Below are 22,123 nucleotides of genomic sequence, written 5' to 3'. Positions count from 1 at the left end.
ATGAAAGATCCCGGCCATTGCGCCGGGATTTTTCTGTTTTGCCGTAGCTTCAGGGGACCATGATCATTCGTCATGGTGGTGCCTGGCCGCGGCAGGGCGCGTGCCTGTTGCGCGTTCGATACTCCATCAACGCGAAGCCGATCAGCAGCCAGAGGATGCCGACCAGAAAGCCGGCCGCGACGTCGCTGGCGTAGTGCAGGCCGAGAAGCATGCGGCTGAACCCGATCAGAGCAATCAGCATGGCGGCCCAGAAGCCGACTTCAAAGCGAAAGCGCGTGGCCGGAAGATCTCTGGCAATGAGATAGGCGAGGAAGCCGTAGACCGCCATGGCGCTGGTCGAGTGGCCGCTGGGGAAGGAGGGGGTGGCGGCGATGATCTCGGTAACGGCCTCGGGGCGCTCGCGCGCGAGTACGTACTTGCCTGCGTAGGTGGTGATCTGCGAGCCGATCACCACCGTCCACAGTGGCACGATCACATGCGCGTGTCGATAGGCCCAGACCAGCCCCGTGGTGGCAAGCGCCACGGCCACGACCGTGACCGAGTCGCCCAGGCCGGTCAACCACGAAAAGACGCTCAGAACCCCATCGCTGCGTAGCGCGCCCAGGCTCTGATTCACCCATTGATCGAAGCGGATCATCTCCTCGGCTTCGAGCAGCTCCTCGACCAGCCCGCCGATCAGCACCAGTACATACAGCGCCGCCAGGATCATCAGCGTCAGCGGCAGGCCGGTGAATTGCTGTCGCGTGGTGCGCGCGGCAAGGATGCGGGCGGTTCGAGGGAGCCGCTGCGCGAGCGCGGTACCCAACCCGGCCACGCGGTGGTGGTGCCGGGTTCTGTCGAGCGCAGCGGCCAGCCACTCGAGCCCGCGTGCGGCCAGCCGGATCAGCTGCCAGGCCAGCAGTCGCAGCACGATCAGCGCCGCGGTGATCAGCAGCAGCGTCACGGTCGTGGTCGACATCCTGTCTCTCCTGCCATCGGGGTCGGACAAGAATACCAGCCCGGTGGCAACGCACCCGCGACCGGAGCCACGCTCAGATCGATACTCGGTTGAGCCTGAGCGCGTTGCCGATGACCGACACCGAGCTGAAGCTCATGGCTGCCGCCGCGATCATCGGGCTGAGCAGCAGCCCGAAGGCCGGATACAGTACGCCGGCGGCGATGGGCACGCCAACGCTGTTGTAGCCGAAGGCGAAAATCAGATTCTGGCGGATATTGGCCAGGGTTGCCCGCGACAGACGGCGGGCGCGCACGATGCCGGTGAGATCGCCCTTGACCAGGGTGACGCCGGCCGACTCCATGGCCACGTCGGTGCCGGTGCCCATGGCGATGCCCACATCGGCGCGTGCCAGGGCCGGGGCGTCGTTGATGCCGTCGCCGGCCATGGCCACGGTGCGGCCGTTTTCCTGCAGCTCGGCCACCTTGTCGGACTTGTCCTTGGGCGCGACGTCGGCAAAGACCTGATCGATGCCCAGTTCTCTCGCCACCGCCTTCGCCGTGGTTTCACTGTCGCCGGTGACCATCACGATCTCCAGGCCTTCTTCGTGCAGCGCGTCGATGGCGCCGGCCGTGGTGTCCTTGATCGGGTCGGCCACGCTGATCAGGCCGGCGGCTTTGCCATCCACGGCCGCGAACATGGCGGTCTGTCCTTCCCTGCGCATCGACTCGGCGTCGTCGAGCAGCGATTCGACGTCGACACCCAGGCTGTCCATCAGCTTGCGATTGCCCATGGCCACCTGTTTCTCGCCCACCTTGCCGTGGACGCCTTCACCAGTGACCGACTCGAAATCAGCAACATCGCTCAGTTGGATATCGCGCGCTTTCGCGCCTTCGACAATCGCTTCGGCCAGCGGATGTTCGCTGGCGCGCTCGAGCGCGGCGACGGCGGCGAGCAGCTCGTCCTCGTCGATGCCATCGACGGCTTCGACGGAGGCCAGCTGCGGCCGGCCTTCGGTCAGCGTGCCGGTCTTGTCGACGATCAGGGTGTCTACCTTGCGCATCACCTCGATCGCCTCGGCATCGCGGAATAGCACACCCATGCCGGCGCCGCGGCCGGTGGCAACCATGATCGACATTGGTGTGGCCAGGCCCAGCGCGCAGGGGCAGGCAATGATGAGCACGGCCACGGCGTTGACTGTGGCATAGGCCAGACGCGGCTCGGGGCCAATGGCCAGCCAGACGAAGAAGGCGATGACAGCGACCGCAACCACGGAAGGTACGAAGTACTTCGCCACCACATCGGCCAGATTCTGGATCGGCGCACGCGAGCGCTGGGCTTCTGCCACCATTTGCACGATCTGGGCCAGCATGGTGTCGCTGCCAACGCGGGTGGCTTCGATGACCAGCGTTCCCGAATCGTTGACGGTGGCGCCGATAACCCGGTCGCCGGGTTCCTTGGTGACCTTGACCGGCTCGCCGGTGACCATCGACTCATCGACATTCGAGCGTCCGTCGACAACTTCACCGTCAACCGGGGTTTTTTCACCAGGGCGCACCCGCAGCCGATCGCCGATCTGCACGTCCTCGAGCGGTACGTCGTCTTCGTTGCCGTCGGCGTCGATGCGCCGAGCCGTTTTTGGCGCCAGGCCGAGCAGGGCGCGGATCGCCTGGCTGGTGCGCGAGCGCGCCTTCAGCTCCAGCACCTGGCCAAGCAGCACCAGGGTGACGATGGCGGCGGCGGCCTCGTAGTAGACGCCGACCGTGCCGTGCTGATCATCAATCATGCTCTCGGGGAAAATGCCCGGGGCAATCGTTGCCACCACGCTGTAGATAAAAGCGACCGCCACGCCCAGGGCGATGAGCGTGAACATGTTGAGGTTTATGGTGCGAACCGACATCCAGCCACGTTGGAAAAACGGCCAGCCGGCCCACAGCACCACCGGCGTGGTGAAGACCAGCTCCAGCCAAATGCCCGGCGTGTGCGGAATGAACTCACGCAAGCCCGGGATCATCTTGCCCATGGCCAGGAACATCACAATGGCAGTCAGCGGTACGCTCACCCAGAAGCGACGTCGCATGTCGACGAGTTCCGGATTCTCCTCTTCTTCGACGGTGACCGTGCGCGGCTCCAGCGCCATGCCGCATTTGGGGCAGTCGCCGGGTTCGTCGCGTACTACTTCCGGGTGCATCGGGCAAGTGTATTCAGTCTTCGTCGACGGCCCGGCCTGCGCTTTCTCCAGCGCCATGCCGCACTTGGGGCAGGTGTCGGGCGTATCGGACTCAACGCCGGGGCACATTGGGCAGTAGTAAGCTTTGTTGCCGGATGGTTGGTTGCCGTCTCCGTGTTCGTGGTCGGAGTGGCAGCAGTGGTGTTGCTGCGTGTCTTCGCCGGCGTTTTTCTGGGCGTTGTCGTGTTCGCTCATGGTAAGCCTCTGAAATTGAGTCAAAACAGGGCAGGGCGCCTCAGCGCCCGTAGCGGGTCAGCACGTCGATCAACTCGTCAATGCGCTGGTTCGGCCCTTCAGTGCGACCGAGGGTGAGCTCGTCCTGGATGCAGTGTTGAACATGGCTGCGCAGAATGCTGTCTTCCACCGCCCGCAACGCGGAGCGTGCCGCGCGAAGCTGGGTCAGGATATCGACGCAGTAGCGGCCCTCATTGATCATTTTCACAACCCCGTCAATTTGCCCGCGAGCGCGGTTGAGGCGACGGAGTTGATCGCTGTGGTCGGGGTGGTTTTTCATGTGCACACACCATACCCCCTGGGGGTATTGGTTGCAACTCGAGAAAATATCAAGTTCTATTATCTTAACGATATTCAGTTAGTTACATGATGGTTATCATGTAAGTTCTTTGTTGTTTCATGGCGAGGTCAGGGGTATATCGCAGGCTGGGCGGTCGCCTTGAACACGATCCGGACAAAGCAGCGAACCAGAAAATCCGGCGTCTCTTGAGCTGACGGGTGCATGCGGACAGAAAATGACTCAGCCCACGAATGCCCGCTCGAACACGTAATCACCCGGATCCCCAATCGACCGACTGGCCTGGAACCCGTGCGCATCCAGTAGCTCACGAAAGTCCTTGATCATGGCCATGCTGCCGCAGAGCATGACGCGATCCTCGGTCGGTTCCAGCTGCGGCAAATCGAGATCGCGCATCATCTGGCCGGAATCAAGCAGGGAGGTCAGCCGGCCACGATTGCGGAACGGCTCGCGGGTGACGGCGGGGTAGTAGCGCAGCTTGTCGCCGATCAATTCGCCGAGAATCGGATGGTTCGGCAAGTCCCGGGTAATGGCTTCGCGATAGGCAAGATCTTCAACATGGCGGACACCGTGAGCGACGACGACAGTGTCGAAACGCTCATAGGTTTCCGGATCCTTGATGATCGAAAGAAAGGGCGCCAAGCCGGTTCCGGTGCCCAGCAGATAGAGGCGGCTGGCTGGTTTGAGGTCGCTGATCAGCAGCGTGCCGGTCGGCTTTCTTGACAGCAGGACTTCGTCGCCGATCTCGAGGTGCTGCAAACGCGAAGTCAGGGGGCCGTCAGGCACCTTGATCGAGAAAAATTCCAGCTCCTCTTCCCAGGAAGCGCTGGCAAACGAGTAGGCACGCATCAGGGGCTTGCCGTCCACGGGCATCCCGAGCATGATGAATTGACCGCTGTCGAAACGCAGTCCGTTATCCCGTGTGGTGCGGAAGCTGAACAGGCCGTCGTTCCAGTGATGGATGCTCAGAACCCGTTCGCGACGAAATTTATCCATGGATCGAAGAAGTCTCCTCTTGCGACAAGGCGGTAGCTGCTACTGCATCAATGTCGGGCCCCCGAACCCGGCTTCAAGCCCTGGCGGCACCACGCCGACGCGGCGCGACAGCGTGGTGCCGGGGTATGCGATGGAAGCAGCGGGTGGTGAACGCCGGCGGGTTGCCCGCCGGGATGTCATCAGCGTCAGGCAGTGGGGGAGCGCTGGCCGCGATTGCGGCCTCGGCTGCGCGCTGACTTTTGCCCACCGGGGACATTGCGACCGCCGCGGTTGCCACCGCCTCCGCGGCCGCGACCACCTTTGTTGCGGCCACGTCTCGGGGGCATTTTTCCGGCCTCTCTGGACAGCGGCTCGGTGGGCTCATAGCCTTCGACCCCGAAGGTGGGGATGTCGACCTTCACCAGCTTGCGGATGTCTTCGAACAAGCCGTGCTCCGAGCCGGCGACCAGCGAAACGGCCAGGCCGTCGCGGCCGGCCCGACCGGTGCGGCCGATGCGGTGGACGTAGTCCTCGGGCACGTTGGGAATGTCATAGTTGACCACATGTGGCAGCTCGTCGATATCGATTCCACGTGCGGCAATGTCGGTGGCCACCAGCACACGAATATCGTTCTTCTTGAAATCCCTCAGCGCCCGGGTGCGGGCAGCCTGGCTCTTGTTGCCATGAATGGCAGCCGCCGGCAAGCCATCGGTTTCAAGCTGGCGAACCAGGCGATTGGCGCCGTGCTTGGTGCGGGTGAAAACCAGCACCTGTTGCCAGTTGTTGGAACCGATGAGGAAGGACAACACTTCGCGCTTGTGCTTCTGGTCCACGCGGAAGGCCTGCTGGGCGATGGCCTCGACGGTGGAGTTGGGCCGGGCGGTCTCGACGCGCGCAGGTTGTTTGAGATAATTATGCGCCAGCTTACTGATTTCGCTGGAAAATGTGGCGGAAAAAAGGAGTGTCTGACGCTTTTCCGGCACGGCCTTGACAATACGCTCGATCGCCGGACGGAAGCCCATATCAAGCATGCGGTCGGCCTCATCGAGCACCAGGAGCTCGACACTCGCCAGATCAACGGTACCGCGCTGCATATGATCGATCAGGCGGCCGGGCGTGGCCACGAGCACGTCGATACCGCGCTTGAGTTTGTTGATCTGGGGGTTGATATTGACGCCCCCGAAAATTTCCAGAGATCGTAGCTTGATGTGGCGGCTGTAAGAGCGGAGGTTTTCGTGCACCTGGGCGGCCAGCTCGCGCGTGGGCGTGAGAATCAGCGCGCGCGGCTTGCGCTGGTCGCCGCCACCGGCACTCAGCAGATGCAGCAATGGCAGCGTGAAGGCAGCGGTTTTGCCAGTGCCGGTCTGGGCGCTGGCCATGACATCGCGGCCTTCGAGCACCAGCGGAATGGCTTTTTCCTGAACGGGCGTCGGGCTGGTATAGCCCTGTTCGCTGACAGCACGCAGCAGTTCGGCCCTGAGGCCGAGAGATTCGAACTTCATTATCTTGATCCTTGTTGAGGCCAAGGCGTAAGAAATTCCCGAACATTTCGGGAAAGAAACAAATCGGGGAGAGGCCTTGGCCGGGATCATTTCGACCCCATCAATCCGCGAGAGGGCATTCATGCAAGTCGACTGCAAGGGATTGCAGCCTCAAGAATGCAGGCGCACTATAACATAATCTCGCGGGAATCGGGCTTTTTGGAAAAGGCTTGGCAGAGAGGGCGGGCCGGCCGAAAGCCCGGCCGGCCCGATCAAGAGCTAAAGAACTATTTGATGCGCTGAAGCGCATTTTCGTATTCCGTGATCCGGTACTGCTCACGCAGCAGGGCGATCTTGTTGATGATTGCCTCGACGTGTCCCAGGCTGGTTCCGGGATCACTGCTGTCCACGGCATATGCCGTTTCATAGCCGACACGGCCCGCGCTGAAAGGCGGCGTGTAGCTGCAGGGGCTGATGGACTCGACAGTCCAGCCCCAGTCGTTGACGCGTATGTCGAGTGAAGTCTGAAAAGCCTCGTTGCATTCCCACCAGGTCGAGTGGGGGCCGACGACGATGCCCTGGCTATTGGTAAACCAGGCCGAGCCGAAGTAGCCGCCGCCTGTTCCGGGTGCTAGCGCGGCTGTGGCCAGTGAGCTGGCGAGAATCAAAAGCAGGGCGAAGATAAAACGATTGTGAGTTTTCATGTTGGCTTCCACTAGTTTGAGTTTGATCACCGGCGAGAACCGGGAGCCGCCAGATCGACGGCCGGGATTTACATTGCCTCGCGAGTGTCGCTTCGGCCAGCACAAACTGGTGATGAAAGCGGGAAGCTGCGGCCAGTCGGGTGGTCTCGGACGCTTACACTTTTCAACTCAAGTATCTGATCTATCATTGAATATCAGGTTTGTTCCCAAAACGTCCCGGGATTGTTGCTGCCCCCCGTTCCGGTCTGGACTAGGATTGGAGACCGTCATGAATTTTGGAGAATCTGGATGCACCGTGTGACGAAACGCCATCTGCTGGCCATGGCCGCGCTGCTGTCAGCGGGTCTTGCTGCTTCGACTTGGGCTCATAGTCCGCTGGAACACCCGGACTGGTGTACCGAGAATGGACGCTTGGTCGTCGTTGATGAGGTCAATTGGGATGGTGAGACACTGGCCCGAATGGTGCAGCGGGAAAGCGGTCGTAGCAGCTGCACTGCGAGCAGGTCCGGAGGCATCGGGACGCGAACCTGCGGCCAGTTTGATGACGACTGGGGGGCCGTGAACGCAATAGCTATCAACCACTGTGGCAGTTTTGCGGTGGGTTTTGTAGGTGCAACGCATCCCGACCATGGCACAGTCGTCCATATCACCACAGGCCCGGAGGCCTTCAACGACGAACAGCGACATCATGAACGCTATCGCGCGACGATGGGCCTGCGGACCATGTGTGTTCGCTGTGAGCCTGCGAAACGCGAGCCGCTCAGGCCAGCCGAGCCGGTCATGCCGGTTCGCTGATGGGGATGGAGCGGGGCTGTGCCTCAGGCCAGCCCCAGCTTTCTTGCATCCCGTTTGACGTTTTCAATGCCAGCCTCCAGCTGCCCATCGTCCTCTCCGGCACACTCTCCCAGCACGAAATAGGCCGTGCGTAGCACCTCGCGCCAGCGCGGCTGTTTGGGCAGCTGGGCCAGGCTCAGGTAGCGATCCATGGCCCGGGTTCGCAGTCGGCCTTCGTCGATCGTTACCCGCCAGATACCGCTGTCTTCAGCCAACTCGATCCGCGTCTGGCCGGTCGCGCGCTCCCAGACATCCAGGCTGTTGACCATCAGATTGACCAGACTCCGCCGAAACTGACTTCGGATGTCCTGCTGGACAGGCTGGAGCTGACCTGAAAGCAGCTCCAGATCGTCGTCTATGGAGCTCCAGCGCCGGTAGAGCTCACCCGGGATGCCGCCCTGTTTCAGGGCGGCCTGCAGCACGCTACCGAAAGCCTGCATGCGTGAAAAGTGCCGGTTGATCAGCGGGATCAGCTCTTCTGCGGCATGTGGCTGTTGCTCTGGCGCCCGAATATTGATGACCTGCAGCTCTTCTTCGAGATTGAGCGGCTCGAGATCCAGGCGCAGCTCTGACCCGCGGTTGGTCGTAACGGCTACATCGCGCCTGTTTTTCTGAAGCTGTTGCCAGGTGCCCGGACCGAATATCTGGTCGAGGTTGGGTGCGTCACCTGCCAGAGAGTCAAGCTCAAGTAATTGGCGAGCGGCCTGGTTGGCGAATACGATACGATCCCGGGCATCCAGGCTGAGCAGTGCGTCGCTCCCCATGTCGAGGAGCTGTTGGAGCTGTTCGTGTGAAGTACGCAGCGCGCTGGCGGAGGCCTTATGGCTCTCGATTATGCGCTGCAGCTGCTTGCGCCGCTTGCGTTCGCGACGGTTGCGTCGCCGGTGCCACGCAATTGCCACGAGCAGTATCGATCCCGTCCCGCTGACTCCGGCGGTTGCGATCAGGGCAGTACGCTGGCGGTGGTTCTCAAGTGCCAGCTCTTGGAGCCGGTTATCAGCGGCCAGCTGTTCGATTTCTCGTTGTTTCTCCGAGACCTCGAACAGTACCCGATGGCGGTTGAGCTCACGATCCTGCTCACGCTTGATCCGAGCCAGGCTTTCCCTATTGTAGCGGCGCAGCCAGTCAAGTGCGGCCTGGTGCTCATCCGCCTGGGCATTAAGGTTGGCCAGCTGTTTGATTATCTGCAGGCGCTGGTCGCCTGGCCAGGTGGAACCGCTTTCAAGAGCGCCGGCTAGCAGGCGCCGAGCGGTGTCGAGCTGCCCCGATGTCGCCAGTTGGTCGGCTTGCAGGGCAGTCCAGCGCGGCGGTAGCTCAATATCGGAAAGACTGGCCGTGGCTCGAGCGATTTCAAGCCAGCGCTTCACCAGCTGGGGCTGTTCGAGCCGGTTGGCAATGCTTGCCAGTTGGGTGGCTGCACGCACCTCGTCAGGCGAGTGCCCCATGGTGTGAAAAGCGGTATATGCTTCGCCCGCCGCCGCCATGGCTTCTTTCGCTCGCCCCTGTTTAGCGAGCAGTCGAGCCAGGCTTTCATTGCTGTGTGCAATGTGATGGTCTGCCTGCGCCCGTCGGTGGTGCTCGAGCGCCTCCTGGTAATAATGTTCGGCTCGTTCGAGGTCACCCAGGTCAGTCAGAAGATCGGCGATGTTGTTGAGCGTGCTGCCAAGCTGCGTTTCTCCAAGCTCGCGTTTCATCTCGAGGCTTGTCGTATAGGCGTCAAGCGCTTCCTGTAGCGCGCCGATGCGTCGATAGGCGTTGCCAAGGTCGTTATGACTACGTGCAACCAATGCACGGTCGCCGTGCCGGGACGCCAGCGCCAGGGCGCCCCTAAAGAAGGTCAGTGCGCTTGCGCTGTCTCGCCGAGCATGGGCGAGGATGCCCTGGTCGCGGGCGAGCCGGTACTGGTTGATCAATTGGCCGGAAAAGCCCGGGATCTGCTGGATCTCGCCGTGCCGCGCTTCTGCCTCGTCATAGCGGCCGGCCTCGCGAGCCAGGATGGCGAGCTGAAAAAGGGCGACGAGCGCGGCAGCGTGATCATCCTTCGCTCGTGCAGCGGCCAACGCACTCAGGCACACGCTCAACGCTGTACCCGTACGGGCTTGGCGGGCGGCAATGCAGTCCTCCGCGGCTGATGCCTGCACGCCCCGAGCTGTCGCGGTGATGGAGAGCGCCGCTATCAGGATAGTGAAAACTCGGATGAACAAGCTCGATGACACGACGAAACAGCAATACTGGCAGGGGCTTGAATGTGGAGTATACGCAGGCCTTTGTAGATAATAGCGCGGGTTCCGACGGACGGGCCTGGATTGTCGACGAGCTCCGCTGTATTGGCTGCCGAGTGTGGCAGAGTCGACAGCGGGCCACGCTGGATGTCGAAGTCAGTTCACCGTCACGCGCCAGGCGCATTCCTGTAAAGCGGTGAGGCCGCGGTCGACGAAACGGGGGTGATCGGTCAAACAGTCGCGCCGCTCGAGCAGCTCGAAACTGAGGTTGTCGTGGTTGCTCAATTCGTCTGACGAAACCGAGAACGGCGGGCCGCTCATTTGCGACTGCTGGTATTCGAATGTGACCAGCAGCCCGGTCGCTTGTGCCGACAGTTGGCTTCGCAGGTGATCCAGGTAGCGGGTACGCATATCGATCGGCAAGGCGACAAGGGCGGCGCGATCATAGAAACAATCGAAAGGCGTGCTGGATTCGAAGTCGAAAAAGTCTCCTTCGAAGATTTCCACATTCTCTGCGCGCCAGTGCTGCAGACGGCCCGCGCGGGCACGTTTCGCCGGCTTGCTCCACTCATGATAGAAGGCTTCGATTGCGCGGCCGCTGAGTTCCACGCCGACCACGCCGTGCCCTCGCTGCGCCAGCCAGCGCAAATCCAGGCTCTTGCCGCATAAGGGCACCAGCACGCGCCTGACGTGCTCGGTCGATAACTGGTCCCAGAAACTTTTCAGTGCCCAGTGCACTTCGGGCTGATGAAACCCGATTTCACGTTGACGCCAGCGCGCGTGCCAGAACAGCTTGTCCATGGATACCCAGTCTAGCCCAGGTTGGGCCTCAATGAGGGCCGGATTGATATTCAAACCTGGTCTTGTTCAGGGGGATGGGCAACGTGTGCGATAGCGCACTGAGCCGAGCTGTTCTCGAAGCCTAGGATGTTGGGTAAACGCGGGACACCTGCTTGCTCAACCGCATGAGCCCAAACCGGCATGATCTGATCAGGAGTGGAGTTTTATGGTAGAAACCCGAGCGGCGATCCCGGCCCGTGAGCATTCCCGATCCGCATTGTGGCCGGGAAGCCTTGCAATGTCACAGGGAACTTCCGAGTTCGAGGTGACCGCCCGACTTGATTCCAGTGGCCGGCTGACGCCCGATTGCGCCAAAGTCGTGCGCGAGTGCCTGGATAGACACGGGTTTGCAATAATTCAGGCCGCTTTATCAGCGGATGAGGCCGAAGTGGGTTTCGAGCTTGTAAAACAAACCGTCGACAATCCTGATCGGCACATGAGTCAGTTCGCTAGCGAAACGGACAATCGCTACAGCAGACGAGATTTCTGCTCCCTGCCGTCGACGCCGGCGTCGATTCACTTCACGGCATCACTGTGCAAGCGCCTGGAACGGGTTATTTCTGAATACTGCGGCAGCTCACGCCCGCTGCTCGAGATCACGACGCTGACAAGCCATAAAGGCTCCTCTCACCAGTACATCCATCGCGACCCGGACTGTGTGCTGAGCATGATGGTGGCGGTTGACGACATTGCCCCTGAGCAGGGCGGTACGCTGTTCGTTCCGGGCACGCACAAGTTTGGCGGTGCGAATATCCGTATGGGCGGCCGCGCCTTCGAGCTGATGGAACTCTTTCGCACGGCCTGCAATGCCCGCATTATGCTGCGCAATTTTCGCATGCTGCGCCAGATGCGCCGCGACCGAAGCCGTCCCTTGCGACCCGGCGAGTTTCGGGACCGGGTCTTTTCACGCAAGCAAGATGATCATCAGCCGAACTTCCTTAGATTCCTGAGTGGGCGGACCTACCAGTTCAACATCGGGATGCTCAACCCGGTCAGGCTCTGGAAGATTTTCAGGAATCGACACTTGCTTGACTCTACGTTCCGAGTGGTGCGAACGTCTCCGAAAAAGGGAACCGTCATTCTGTTCCGCAGTGATCTGATGCACGCCGGTGGCGACAATCGCTCTGAGCGACCGCGGCACCTGATGAGCCTGAGCATTGCGCGCGATGTAATGAATCCTGAGCAGTGGAGCTTGAGTTACTCACCCGACCCAACGCTTCTAAACAATCCGTATACCTTCGGCGAATTGCTGCAGGTAGAGATGAACGACTGATTCTCAGCGCACCGATGCCGCGTCAACTAGCTTCAGTCCTGCGGGTGAAAGGCCGTCTGATGGGTTGATGCATTTAACTTCGACGAGCCAGCTGTGAACATCCGTGGGGTCAACCACATTCAGGTCGATACTGATGCTGTCGCCATTACCGAGCTGTTGCTCCGGTGTTCGGAAGAGCCTCGAACGCCAGTGTGTGACTGGCCCGAGAGGTGAAGTGTCGAATGCAATTTCGTCATCAAACACTACCCGGAAGTAGAGCGCCAGGCCATCCATTCTTCCCGACCTGTCTGTCACACGGGAAACGCTGGCGACATGCCTAAGCTCAGATGCCGACTGCATGCGATTGAGATCAAAGCTCAGGATTGGCTCGGGCCTGCAAAGGAGGGTATCTACGGCTGAGGGCTCGAGCAAATAGCAGTGATAGTCGGGCGGCCGGTAACGATCCGCTTCGGGGCACTCGCGCAAGACGCTGAAGTCGATGCCGTGCACCGTTTGTTCCCAGAGATAGGGAATGGTGCGCTCCGACTTGAGCTGAACGGGCTCCAGAAACAACTCGAAACGCGCCGGCAGGATCCGCCCCCCGGGTTTCAGACAGCGGCGCTTGAGATCCAGCAGGTTGTCGATCATGTTCTCTGTCAGCAGCTCATCTCCGATCTGTTCGTGGATGATCAGATCCACCGGTTCCGGTGGCGTGAACTCCCGGCTGTTAGAGCGGATAAATTCGATGCGGTCAGCGCCGTTGTGCCGGGCAATTCGCTGCGCTACCTCGATGAATTCGGAGTGATCCAGAGCGTAGATGCGTTCGGCCCCCTGCTGGGCGGCAAACAGCGCAAGAATGCCCGTTCCCGTGCCCAGGTCAATCAGTGTTTGCCCGGGCTGAACATGACGACTGATGGCCTCATGGTATCGATCGACCCGGATTCGATCGGCCAGCATCCGCTCGTGACTCAGCAGGCTCGTGAACTCGTCGCGGTTATTCAGATCGTAGAGCAGGCTGCGGCCCGCGCGCGTTGAGCGCAGCATGGACTTTGCCCGTTGAAGCAGGGTGCGAATGCTGCGGCTGAGGATTGTATTCATCGCGACGTCCGTAGGTTTGCCGTGGTCGGAAGACCAATTTGCGCCAGTCCGGCGCCGATTCCCGATTGTTCAGCACGAGCATGAACAGCCGGTGCGAGCCGCTCTGTTCGTTTTCGCACAAACCTCAAGCGCAGGCATCGGTATGCCGTTAAAAAACGTGATAGACATCTCAAAATGTTCGCTTTCGCACAGATCGATTCCTCCAACGCGTCTACATTCGCAATCGCAGCCTCCGGGCTGTCCGAGGCAGCCTTTCGCGGGCTGGCCACAACATGCGCATCCGCCGGAGAACACTGGTCATGACGAATTTCAGTACGCGAGTTCTCCTTCTGTTTTCGTTGCTGGCATCGACGCTTTTGGTCGTGGCCTGCGCGAGCGGGCCTCGTCCCGACCCGGTTCCGCCCGCGTCTACTTCCACTATGGCGGTCGAGGACTATCGCATTGGTGTGGACGATATTGTTCAGGTCAGCGTATGGCGGCGGGAGGATCTGGGCGTCACCGTGCCGGTGCGTTCGGACGGGATGATTACGGTTCCGCTGATCGGTGACATACGTGCCGGTGGGCTGGAGCCCAGCGAGGTGGCCGAACGCGCAAAGGTTCTGCTCTCCGATTATATTCGCGACCCGCATGTCACGGTAATCGTCACTGAGCTTCGCAGTCATGAGTACCTGTCGCGGATCCGGGTTACCGGAGCCGTCAGAACTCCCGTTTCGCTTCCTCACCGTCAGGGCATGACGGTTCTTGACGCGGTGCTGGCGGCCGGTGGCCCCAACGAATTTGCGGCCGCCAATCGCAGTGCGCTCCACCGGCACATGGATGACGGTTCAATCAAGAGTTACAAACTGCCGCTGGGCCGCATTCTCGAGCAAGGCGACCTCAGTGCCAACCATGTCCTCATGCCGGGTGACGTGATTACGGTTCCACAGCGTCACTTCTAGGATTTTGCCTATGAATCAGCTGCCAAACGCGCCACAGACTCTCCCGCTTGCTGAATACATACCCGCAAGCCTGCGAGAAACCCGACGACGTTTCCTGTTTCTTGTCTTCGCTTTTTCATTTATCGCGCTGACGGCGTTGGTGGTGGCCAGTGCCTGGCCAAAACAGTACCGCTCATCAACCACCATTCTGGTTGCCGAAGACAACATCATTCGACAGCTCATGGACGGACGAGCGGTCCCGACGAGCATCTACGATCGTGCTGGAATCGCCCGGGAAGTGATCTTCAGCCGCAAGGTGATGGACGAGATCCTGCTCGCTGGAGGATGGCTCGCGGAACATCCTTCGCAAGCCCGGCAGGAAAGAATCTCTCAGGAGATAAAGCAGCACACGACGGTGGGTGCCCCGCGGGAAAATCTTATCCGGATTGAATATCAAGACAGCGATGCAGCGCGAGCCCGCATCGTTGTCGAGCGATTCGCTGCCCTGTTCATGGCTGAAAGCACAGAAGCCAAGCAGCGCGAAAGCCGGGAGGCTTACGAGTTCATCGGTCGCCAGGTAAGGGCTTATCACGCGATGCTGGTAGATTCCGAAAAGCGGCTCAAGGCCTTCCGTGACGCCAGCCTGGATGCCCGGCCAGGTACCGGGAGCGATGTCGACATGCGCATTGCCGAGATACGATCGGGTATAGAGCAAATGCAAATCGAGCGTAGTGAGCTGATGTCGAGAGAGGCCTCGCTTGAGGACCAGCTCAAAGGCCTGGACAGCAAAGCCGGCCTGCAGACTTACCAGGGAATGCTGCGGCAGCGTATCGCCCTTGCCCGGGACGAGCTGGACTCGCTCCTGCTCGAGCTACAGCCGCGCCATCCCGATGTCGTACAGGCCCGCTACCGGCTCGATGATCTCAAGGCCGAGCTGGAGTCCTCGGAAAATCGGAGCGAGACACAGATTGATGGATCGGGCTTCCAGCAAAGCATGGTGCAGCAAGAGGTCAATACCAATCTGTCTGAAGTTCGCACCGCTGTGGCGGGGCTTGACTCCAGGATTGCTGCCACGCAGCGCCTGCTTGATGCCGAGACCGAGCGCGGCCGGCGGGTAGCGCAATCCGACCTGCAGCACGCCGAGTTGATACGCGATCATGACGTCAACAAGACCATCTACGAGGATCTGCTTAATCGCCTGGAAAACGCCCGGCTGTCGATGCGGCTAGATGAGATGGGGCGTGGGCTGACCTTCAGCATTCACGAGCCGGCAGTGGAGGCAGCCAGGCCCTCGGGACCGAGATTTCTCCACATGGCGGCTGGCGGTCTGATGGCGGCCATTGCGATGCCGCTCGGGCTCCTGCTGCTGCTCGTTCGTGTCGATCCCCGCCTGCGCTCCCCCGAAGCGATCGAGCGCACAACGCAGCTGCCGCTGCTCGGCACCGTACCGCGCTATTTAACGCCTCGGGAGCGCCAGCGGCTCAAGACGCGGGTGGTGGTTGCCGTCCTGCTTGTGACAATCACACTGACGGCCTACGGCGTTGCTGCCTGGCTGAGAATCATGGTGAACGCATGAAAACGGAAAATCGGATTGACATCTCGGCCATCGATAACGGCGAGCCGATTCCTGCGCGGCACACAATCTCGCAGATGTCGGAAGAAAAGCTTCTGCCGGCGCGCGTGCTCGAACAGCGGCGGCTTATTCACGCGTCCATGAAGGACCCTGAACAGGTCGACCGAGTGCGCGACCTGCGAACCAACGTTCTGGCCAGAAGCCATGATCACAACCGCGTGATCATGGTGACCGGAGTCAGCGATGATAGCGGCGCCAGGAGCCTGGCGCGAAATCTGGCGGTATCCATTGCTATGGATGAAGAGCGGACGGCTCTGCTCATTGAGTGTGATCATCGACACCCGGCCCTGGCTGATGACTTTCACCTGCCCAAGCGTTCTCCGGGCCTGCTCGACTTGTTCGGCACCGACATGCACAACGTGAACTCGATTATCTACCCGAGCGGTGTGGAACGGCTACGTTTAATTCCGGCCGGCCGAAGCGGTCAGCGCGGAATGGAATTCTATGCCTCGGTTCGAATGCGGGCGCTAGTGAAAGAGCTCCGCTATCGATACGATGATCGCTACATTGTCATCGATGCGCCTCCGGTCCTTGGTGCTCCGGATGCGCGCATCCTCGCTGAATATGCAGACCTGGTCATCCTGGCCGTGGGCGAGGGCCGTCATCGGCCCGAAGTGATCCGCCGCGCCGCAGCCAGGTTGCCGCCGGAGCGGTTTGCCGGTGTCGCCTTCAGTTATCTGTCATGAGCACGCCCGCGGCAGCCATTCGAACCTGCTGCCCGAGGCCATCAGTCCGGCGGCACCATACCAGCTGCATTGCTGTCGGGTTGATAGCGGCGTTGGCTGCCAGCGGCGCGTTGTGCCAGCAGACGCCTGGCGCTGAAGATGCACCTCCTTATCGCCTCGATCTCGAGCTGGGAGCTGAGTACAGCGATAACCGGAGGCGTTCCGATCCTCCGGGACCGGACGACACCGCGCTGATTCCGCGGCTTGTTCTGGACATCGGCCGCAGCTCTCCCAACTGGCAGGCCAGAGGTGCAGGATTCGTCGAATATCGCGACTCGATCGGAGGCGACTTCGAAGACGAGTTCCGGGCAAACCTGGCAACCACCATCGATTGGTATCTGGTGCCCGATTCGCTCACATGGGCCTTGCAGGATGTTGCCAGTGTCGAACCGATCAATCTGTTCGCCGTTGATACACCCGGCAACCTCCAGCAAACCAATGTGCTGACAACCGGCCCCACCTGGCGGCTTCGTTCCGGCCAGGCCTGGGAAACGCTGTTCGACGCCCGGTTCATCAATAGCTATGCCGAAGAGATCGATGCGTTCAACAGCGACCGTTTCAGCACCTCGGCCCGCCTGCTTCGCCGCCTCGCTCCCAACCGTAACGGTTCCGTTGGTGTGGAATACACAAACGTTGCCTATCGAGATGCGCCCAATGATCAGAATGACTACGAACGTATCGATGCAGTCGCTCGTCTGCACTCAGTCCAGGCCCACACCGAAATCGATATAGCAACAGGCTACACCTGGCTCGACCCCGACGTTCTTGAGTCCAGCTCCTCGCCGCTGCTGCGGTTCACGCTCGCCTGGCAAGTCCGGGACCGAAGTAATCTGAGGCTCAGCGGCCGCCACGAGCTGTCCGATAGCGTGCGGCAGTTAGCAACCGCTATCGATGGCATCGATTTGCCGCTGACCACGACAACGCGGCTTCCAGTGGGCGCTGAACTATTCGAGCTGACCGAAATCGAGTTGGGCTGGCAGCAGGTGACGCAGCGGGGAGAGTGGTCGTTGATACCGTCCTGGCGCGACTACGATTTCGAGTTCTCTCCGGAGCTTGGCTATCGTGAATTCGGAGCCAGGCTGTCCGGAAACTGGCGGCTGACGCCGCGGCTGTTTTTCCAGTCAACGTTCGAGTTTGAGCGGCGCCGATTCGATCTTGGTCGTCGTCGTGATACGGACTATAGCGCTGCCGTATTTATCGGTCGACAATTCTCGCCAAGGTGGTCGGCACGCGCAGGAGTCATCAGAGATCAGCGCGAGAGCTCTGCTGAAGGTGACGACAGCCGGGAAAACATTCTGGCCGTCTATCTCACGTTTCATGCCGGCGGGTAGGTAAGCATGGGTATCTTCTTCCAACCAGCAGCCGTCCGCCAACTAACAGCCCGGCCGTCGCAATCGCCAGCCAATGCCTCTGGCGGACCGATGAGGATCTTGCTGATTACAGACACGGATCTGGCGCAGCGTGGCGGCAGCGAACGGTTTCTCTCCCACTTGCTCGAGCGCCTGGATTCATCGGCGTTTCATATTGATCTCATCCAGCTTGATTGGGTGCCCGGCCTGGATTCCGACAGCTCGTCTCGTCTCTATGCAAAAGGTCACCTGAAGGTTGAGCATCGGCCTGTCGGCGCGATCTATTCCCCACGAGCCTGGAAAGTCTGGTGGGAGCTGTTGGGGCGAGTCAGGCAAGGGCAATACGACATCATCCAGTCGCAGCACGAAAAGGCCGACTTGCTCAACGCCTTTCTGCCGCGGGGGCCGAACCGGCTTCTCAAAATCAGTAATCGCAGGGACACGGGGTTTCAGAAAGGGGCGGCGCTTCGTTTGTTATTTTTACTGATCAACCACCGCTTCGATCGTTTCATCGCGCCTTCGCGGGCCATTCTGGATCAGCTTGAGCGAAGCGAAGGCGTCGATCCCGGCAAAACCCGCTGCTTGCCCAATGGCGTCGATTGCGAGCGCTATCGTCCCCTGGATAAAGTGGCCCGGCAAGCGGGAAGGCTTGATCACGGGCTGTCACCAACCGCCTATCTGATTGGTTGTGTCGCCCGCCTCGTCCCGGTCAAGCGACACGTCGATCTGATTAAAGGGTTTGCTGCAGTCGCAGACCGCTTTCCGGATGCCGAATTGGTTCTGGTTGGCGGTGGCCCGCTGAACGAAGAGCTTGAACGCGATGTTCACCGATTGGGTGTCGCCGAGCGGGTCCGGTTTTTCGGCGAAGGACAGCAAATGGAGCAACTCCTTCCGCTGTTTGACGCTTTTGCGCTGGCTTCATGGACCGAAGGGCTCTCGAACGCCATTCTTGAAGCCATGGCTTGCGGGCTGCCGATCGTTGCAACGCGCGTCGGCGGTAATCCGGAGCTGATCCAGGACGGTGTCTCCGGCCATCTCGTGGCCCCCCGCTGCCCCGAGGAATTGGCCGATGCCTTGTCGCGGCTGCTGGGGCAGCGAGAACAAGGTCGGGAGATGGGCCGTGCAGCGCGCTTGCGCGCTGAGGTGGCTTTTTCCTTGCCGTGCATGATTGATTCATTCACTGACTACTATCGCGCGGTCGACAGCGCGCTGAAAACATGAGCATTCCGATCATTCATCTGCGCTCCAGCACGGGCCTGTATGGCGCTGAACAGGTTGTGCTCGAACTTTGCCGCCATCAGCTGGCACTGCAGCCAGATACACGGCTGCTGGTCTTCCAGCCGGCCGGCGCCGACGAGGTTGACCTGATACGGGAAGCTCGTCGCCGGGGTTTGCCCACACAGCCCCTGTCGTGCCGTGGCGCGCTGGATCTCTATGCGATCATCGAGCTAAGGAGACGGTTGCGGGAATGCTGCGTGAATGCGCTGGTCGTTTTGCACTGCCACGACTACAAATCAGTCGTTTACGGCGGGCTGGCCTCGGCCGGCCTTCCGGTGGCCCGGGTGGCCACGTTGCACGGCTGGCTGGAGGGGGGAGGGCGCCTGCGGCTTTATCACAAGCTCGAGGCCAGGATGCTGCGCCATTTCAGTCGCGTCTGCGCCGTCTCACCCCTGATCGTCAACCAGTTGATCGAGCAAGGCCTGGATTCAGCGCTGATTCGACGCGTGAACAATGGCATCGATACCAGCCGTTATCGGCCGCAGTCCGGCGTCGGCAACCCGCACCGCAACAAGTATCTTTCCATTGGCACGGCTGCACGACTTTCGCCGGAAAAGAACCTCGGCCTGCTGATTCGGGCAGTGGCAGAATGCCGCGAGCGCAACCTGATACTGCATCTTCAGATCGTGGGCGAGGGGCCGCAGCAGGCGGAACTGGAAGCGCTGATTGAGCAGCTGCAGCTCGGCGAGCAAGTTGAATTCTCCGGCTGCATCGGCAACCTCGAAGGCTGGTACCCCACGCTCGATGCTTTCGTTCTTCCGTCGCTGCGCGAGGGTATGCCGATTTCCATACTTGAGGCGCTGGCCTGCGGCTGCCCCGTGATCGCAAGCAACGTTGGCGCCATACACGAGCTTCTTGACGGCATCAGCGGCTGTAAAGTGGTTCCGCCCAATGATCTGCAGTCGCTGGTCGAGGCGCTTATGGTGCTCCCCTGGACGCCGGGCCCGCTCCTTGAGGCAAGTGATCGCATTCACTGCCACTACTCCGGAAACCACATGGCCTCGCGCTATGCCGGAATCTATCGCGAGGCGGTTTCAGCATGACCGCCTTTGCCCAGGGTTCCGTAGCCGCGCCGCTACAGCAGCAGCGAGTCGGTCGAGACAACTGGATCCTGATCCTGTATGTCGCTCTGATCCCGCTTCAGAACATTTACCTGCAGTATATTCCCAGCGCCGGTAAGGGAATCAATTTCATCAACGTCATGTTTGCCGCCTCGCTGCTGATGGCGTTTCATTGCCGGGGTGGCCTGGTTCGCGGCAGTGGCGTCAACGGCTGGGTCATGGCCTACATGCTGTTCGGGACATTCGCGCTGTTCAAGGGCGTGTCTTTCGTTGCTGAACCGGAAGGGCACCTGGAGTACCTCAAGGATCAATTCATCGCCGTCAGCTTTCTTTTTCTGGCGCAAATGAGCGTGCTTGACTGGATTGGATGGCGGCGGCTGTTTTTTGCCTCACTGGTTCCGCTTCCCTACATGATTTATGTAGTTCGGGACCAAAGCGCTTCGATCAATGCCTGGCACTACACGGACTTCCTGCGCATCAACGGCACATTCATGGAACTGGGCGCGAATGAAATGGGCGCATTTTTTGTCACCGCATCCCTGGTGGCAATGGGAGTGGTGGTCGGCATGCAGCGACCCGCCCGCTGGCGTCTGTTCTGCCTGGCCGGCGCCATTCTGGCTGCCATCGGTGTGGTGCTGAGTTATTCACGAACGGCCTACGTTGCTGTTCTGCCCGCGACACTCCTGCTGGTACTGCTTCCGCGCTACCGAATGAGGCTGATCATCCCGGTAATACTGACCGCTTTACTGTTGCCCATATTTCTTCCCCAGGCCGTCATTGAGCGCTTTGACACGATTTCGCTCGAAGAGGGCGAGCGCGACGAAAGTACCGACGATCGTTTTGCCTTCTGGAATCTCGCCGGCGAACAGATCGCCAAGCGGCCGCTACTTGGAACGGGCTTTCACACCTTCCACCACGCCGAGATCAATCCCCTGGAGATGGATACGCACAATTTTTTTCTGCGCGAGGTCGTAGAGAAAGGCGTGGTCGGCGCACTGATCCTGCTGATCATGTTGCTGAAGATTCTGCGCATGTGCTGGCGCTCGTTTCGAATTGCCGTGCCGGGAACGCTCTACTACGGGTTCGCCGTCGGCTTGCTGGCTGCATTCGTTGCGCTGATGATCGGCAATGTCTTCGGAGATCGCTTCACTTATTACCCGATGATCGCGCACTACTGGCTTTATGTCGGGCTGGCTTTGCGCGGCTTGCAGCTGAGATTTGCCGAGATGGCCGAGGCGGGAGATTATGAGCGCAACGCCTGACTATATCGCGCCTCTCGGCCGCGTCATCGTTTTGATGTATCACGGGCTGTATTCCGATCGCGATGGCCCCGGGCGCTTTGACCCACGCTATAGCGTGCGGGCCGACGACTTTCGCGCGCAGCTGGAGCAGATTCGTGAAAGCCGGGTGGTGGGCTGGCGGCCGGCGGCGGGTGAGCCCGGGGTTGCGCTATCTCATCCGGGCAAGCGCAACACGGTGCTCATCACCTTCGATGATGGTGACGTGAGTTGGGTAGAGACCGCGCTGCCGCTGCTGCAGTCGGCGGGGCTCGGCGCCGTTTTCTTCGTGACGAGTGACTACGTTGGCCAGAAGGGCATGATCAGCGCCTGCGGGCTCCGAAAACTTTCCAGTGCGGGTATGGGCATCGGCTCCCATGGTGTCAGCCATCGCTTCTTGAATACGCTGTCGCCGGCTGCGCTGGAGTGCGAGCTGTCTCAAAGCCGGGATTTCCTGGAGCAGGCGATTGGTCGCCAGGTGTCCTTGCTTTCCCTTCCTGGCGGCCGCGGAGGCCAGCGCGAGCTCGAGGCAGCTCGACAATGCGGATATCGTGCCGTGTTCGGATCGCAGCCAGGCAACAACAGCGCCACGCGACCCGGGGGCTTGATCGAGCGCATCGCCATCACGCGTGATGTGACGCTCGAGGAGTTTCGGCAGCTGCTCGACTGGCGCGGCCCAGCAGCCTGGCGTATCCGGGCGCGGCACGCGGCACTCCGCTGGCCCAAGCGCCTGCTGGGTGACCGCGGGTACGACTGGCTTCGAAACGCTTGGGTGCGTTGA

The 22,123-nt window shown here is 60.7% G+C and carries 19 protein-coding genes; 10 read left to right on the top strand and 9 right to left on the bottom strand.

Going from position 1 to position 22,123, the window contains the following annotated elements; all coding sequences use genetic code 11:
* Nucleotides 1-70: 70 nt before the first annotated feature.
* From ACEWQ0_RS07095 to ACEWQ0_RS07070, 6 genes are all read right to left on the bottom strand, one after another.
* On the bottom strand, nt 71-958 hold the full coding sequence (locus ACEWQ0_RS07095) for a phosphatase PAP2 family protein (RefSeq protein WP_476484931.1): 888 nt from the start codon (nt 956-958) through the stop codon (nt 71-73).
* Nucleotides 959-1,031: 73 nt separating this feature from the next.
* The gene (locus ACEWQ0_RS07090; RefSeq protein ID WP_476484930.1) at nt 1,032-3,359 is read right to left on the bottom strand and encodes a copper-transporting P-type ATPase; all 2,328 of its coding nucleotides are present in this window, start codon (nt 3,357-3,359) and stop codon (nt 1,032-1,034) included.
* Nucleotides 3,360-3,399: 40 nt separating this feature from the next.
* Complete coding sequence (locus ACEWQ0_RS07085) at nt 3,400-3,678, bottom strand: metal-sensitive transcriptional regulator (protein ID WP_476484929.1); 279 nt, start codon at nt 3,676-3,678, stop codon at nt 3,400-3,402.
* Between the two features lie 240 nt (nt 3,679-3,918).
* Nucleotides 3,919-4,692: a ferredoxin--NADP reductase gene (locus ACEWQ0_RS07080; protein WP_476484928.1), complete on the bottom strand. Its 774-nt coding sequence runs from the start codon at nt 4,690-4,692 to the stop codon at nt 3,919-3,921.
* 185 nt (nt 4,693-4,877) lie between these two features.
* The gene (locus ACEWQ0_RS07075; RefSeq protein WP_476484927.1) at nt 4,878-6,173 is read right to left on the bottom strand and encodes a DEAD/DEAH box helicase; all 1,296 of its coding nucleotides are present in this window, start codon (nt 6,171-6,173) and stop codon (nt 4,878-4,880) included.
* Between the two features lie 266 nt (nt 6,174-6,439).
* Nucleotides 6,440-6,856 carry a hypothetical protein gene (locus tag ACEWQ0_RS07070; protein ID WP_476484926.1) on the bottom strand — a complete coding sequence of 139 codons (417 nt, stop codon included), beginning with the start codon at nt 6,854-6,856 and terminating at the stop codon, nt 6,440-6,442.
* A gap of 288 nt (nt 6,857-7,144) precedes the next feature.
* Between ACEWQ0_RS07070 and ACEWQ0_RS07065 the strand changes: the two genes are divergently transcribed.
* Nucleotides 7,145-7,651 carry a hypothetical protein gene (locus ACEWQ0_RS07065; RefSeq protein ID WP_476484925.1) on the top strand — a complete coding sequence of 169 codons (507 nt, stop codon included), beginning with the start codon at nt 7,145-7,147 and terminating at the stop codon, nt 7,649-7,651.
* A 23-nt stretch (nt 7,652-7,674) separates the two neighbouring features.
* On the opposite strand, the gene ACEWQ0_RS07060 is transcribed toward ACEWQ0_RS07065, so the two are convergent.
* Complete coding sequence (locus ACEWQ0_RS07060; RefSeq protein WP_476484924.1) at nt 7,675-9,831, bottom strand: tetratricopeptide repeat protein; 2,157 nt, start codon at nt 9,829-9,831, stop codon at nt 7,675-7,677.
* 237 nt (nt 9,832-10,068) lie between these two features.
* Nucleotides 10,069-10,713, bottom strand: coding sequence for a thiopurine S-methyltransferase (locus ACEWQ0_RS07055; protein WP_476484923.1), 645 nt, complete (start codon nt 10,711-10,713; stop codon nt 10,069-10,071).
* Between the two features lie 205 nt (nt 10,714-10,918).
* Here ACEWQ0_RS07055 and ACEWQ0_RS07050 point away from each other — a divergent pair, with 205 nt between their 5' ends.
* Nucleotides 10,919-12,025 (top strand): phytanoyl-CoA dioxygenase family protein, encoded by a 1,107-nt coding sequence (locus ACEWQ0_RS07050; protein WP_476484922.1) that lies wholly within the window; start codon nt 10,919-10,921, stop codon nt 12,023-12,025.
* A gap of 3 nt (nt 12,026-12,028) precedes the next feature.
* Here the strand turns inward: ACEWQ0_RS07050 and ACEWQ0_RS07045 are convergent, their stop codons facing one another.
* A complete protein-coding gene (locus tag ACEWQ0_RS07045; protein WP_476483494.1) occupies nt 12,029-12,961 on the bottom strand; it encodes a methyltransferase domain-containing protein in 933 nt (310 codons plus the stop codon).
* Between the two features lie 440 nt (nt 12,962-13,401).
* Here ACEWQ0_RS07045 and ACEWQ0_RS07040 point away from each other — a divergent pair, with 440 nt between their 5' ends.
* The 8 genes from ACEWQ0_RS07040 to ACEWQ0_RS07005 all read left to right on the top strand — a co-directional run bounded on the left by ACEWQ0_RS07040 (nt 13,402) and on the right by ACEWQ0_RS07005 (nt 22,123).
* Nucleotides 13,402-14,040, top strand: coding sequence for an XrtA/PEP-CTERM system exopolysaccharide export protein (locus tag ACEWQ0_RS07040; RefSeq protein ID WP_476483219.1), 639 nt, complete (start codon nt 13,402-13,404; stop codon nt 14,038-14,040).
* 10 nt (nt 14,041-14,050) lie between these two features.
* A complete protein-coding gene (locus ACEWQ0_RS07035) occupies nt 14,051-15,595 on the top strand; it encodes an XrtA system polysaccharide chain length determinant (RefSeq protein ID WP_476484921.1) in 1,545 nt (514 codons plus the stop codon).
* The gene (locus tag ACEWQ0_RS07030; protein WP_476484920.1) at nt 15,592-16,338 is read left to right on the top strand and encodes a P-loop NTPase family protein; all 747 of its coding nucleotides are present in this window, start codon (nt 15,592-15,594) and stop codon (nt 16,336-16,338) included. The genes ACEWQ0_RS07035 and ACEWQ0_RS07030 overlap by 4 nt, the downstream gene beginning before the upstream one ends.
* A gap of 92 nt (nt 16,339-16,430) precedes the next feature.
* The gene (locus ACEWQ0_RS07025; protein WP_476484919.1) at nt 16,431-17,708 is read left to right on the top strand and encodes a hypothetical protein; all 1,278 of its coding nucleotides are present in this window, start codon (nt 16,431-16,433) and stop codon (nt 17,706-17,708) included.
* 6 nt (nt 17,709-17,714) lie between these two features.
* Nucleotides 17,715-18,947 carry a glycosyltransferase gene (locus tag ACEWQ0_RS07020; protein WP_476483215.1) on the top strand — a complete coding sequence of 411 codons (1,233 nt, stop codon included), beginning with the start codon at nt 17,715-17,717 and terminating at the stop codon, nt 18,945-18,947.
* Nucleotides 18,944-20,047 carry a glycosyltransferase gene (locus ACEWQ0_RS07015; RefSeq protein WP_476483214.1) on the top strand — a complete coding sequence of 368 codons (1,104 nt, stop codon included), beginning with the start codon at nt 18,944-18,946 and terminating at the stop codon, nt 20,045-20,047. Before ACEWQ0_RS07020 ends, ACEWQ0_RS07015 begins: the two co-directional genes overlap by 4 nt.
* A 236-nt stretch (nt 20,048-20,283) precedes the next feature.
* Nucleotides 20,284-21,327, top strand: a complete 1,044-nt coding sequence (locus ACEWQ0_RS07010) for an O-antigen ligase family protein (RefSeq protein WP_476484918.1) — start codon at nt 20,284-20,286, stop codon at nt 21,325-21,327.
* Nucleotides 21,311-22,123 carry a polysaccharide deacetylase family protein gene (locus ACEWQ0_RS07005; RefSeq protein WP_476483212.1) on the top strand — a complete coding sequence of 271 codons (813 nt, stop codon included), beginning with the start codon at nt 21,311-21,313 and terminating at the stop codon, nt 22,121-22,123. Before ACEWQ0_RS07010 ends, ACEWQ0_RS07005 begins: the two co-directional genes overlap by 17 nt.

The sequence above is a fragment of the Wenzhouxiangella sp. YN9 genome (assembly GCF_056324165.1).
This window is presented reverse-complemented; position numbering and strand designations above follow the sequence as displayed.

Excerpts from the sequence above, each read along its gene's own strand:
- ACEWQ0_RS07095 (WP_476484931.1), bottom strand. The coding sequence starts at position 958 with ATGTCGACCACGACCGTGACGCTGCTGCTGATCACCGCGGCGCTGATC.
- ACEWQ0_RS07045 (WP_476483494.1), bottom strand. The coding sequence starts at position 12,961 with ATGCTGGCCGATCGAATCCGGGTCGATCGATACCATGAGGCCATCAGT.
- ACEWQ0_RS07080 (WP_476484928.1), bottom strand. The coding sequence starts at position 4,692 with ATGGATAAATTTCGTCGCGAACGGGTTCTGAGCATCCATCACTGGAAC.
- ACEWQ0_RS07065 (WP_476484925.1), top strand. The coding sequence starts at position 7,145 with ATGCACCGTGTGACGAAACGCCATCTGCTGGCCATGGCCGCGCTGCTG.
- ACEWQ0_RS07055 (WP_476484923.1), bottom strand. The coding sequence starts at position 10,713 with ATGGACAAGCTGTTCTGGCACGCGCGCTGGCGTCAACGTGAAATCGGG.
- ACEWQ0_RS07005 (WP_476483212.1), top strand. The coding sequence starts at position 21,311 with ATGAGCGCAACGCCTGACTATATCGCGCCTCTCGGCCGCGTCATCGTT.
- ACEWQ0_RS07020 (WP_476483215.1), top strand. The coding sequence starts at position 17,715 with ATGGGTATCTTCTTCCAACCAGCAGCCGTCCGCCAACTAACAGCCCGG.
- ACEWQ0_RS07035 (WP_476484921.1), top strand. The coding sequence starts at position 14,051 with ATGAATCAGCTGCCAAACGCGCCACAGACTCTCCCGCTTGCTGAATAC.
- ACEWQ0_RS07030 (WP_476484920.1), top strand. The coding sequence starts at position 15,592 with ATGAAAACGGAAAATCGGATTGACATCTCGGCCATCGATAACGGCGAG.
- ACEWQ0_RS07085 (WP_476484929.1), bottom strand. The coding sequence starts at position 3,678 with ATGAAAAACCACCCCGACCACAGCGATCAACTCCGTCGCCTCAACCGC.
- ACEWQ0_RS07075 (WP_476484927.1), bottom strand. The coding sequence starts at position 6,173 with ATGAAGTTCGAATCTCTCGGCCTCAGGGCCGAACTGCTGCGTGCTGTC.
- ACEWQ0_RS07050 (WP_476484922.1), top strand. The coding sequence starts at position 10,919 with ATGGTAGAAACCCGAGCGGCGATCCCGGCCCGTGAGCATTCCCGATCC.
- ACEWQ0_RS07090 (WP_476484930.1), bottom strand. The coding sequence starts at position 3,359 with ATGAGCGAACACGACAACGCCCAGAAAAACGCCGGCGAAGACACGCAG.
- ACEWQ0_RS07040 (WP_476483219.1), top strand. The coding sequence starts at position 13,402 with ATGACGAATTTCAGTACGCGAGTTCTCCTTCTGTTTTCGTTGCTGGCA.
- ACEWQ0_RS07070 (WP_476484926.1), bottom strand. The coding sequence starts at position 6,856 with ATGAAAACTCACAATCGTTTTATCTTCGCCCTGCTTTTGATTCTCGCC.
- ACEWQ0_RS07010 (WP_476484918.1), top strand. The coding sequence starts at position 20,284 with ATGGCCTACATGCTGTTCGGGACATTCGCGCTGTTCAAGGGCGTGTCT.
- ACEWQ0_RS07015 (WP_476483214.1), top strand. The coding sequence starts at position 18,944 with ATGAGCATTCCGATCATTCATCTGCGCTCCAGCACGGGCCTGTATGGC.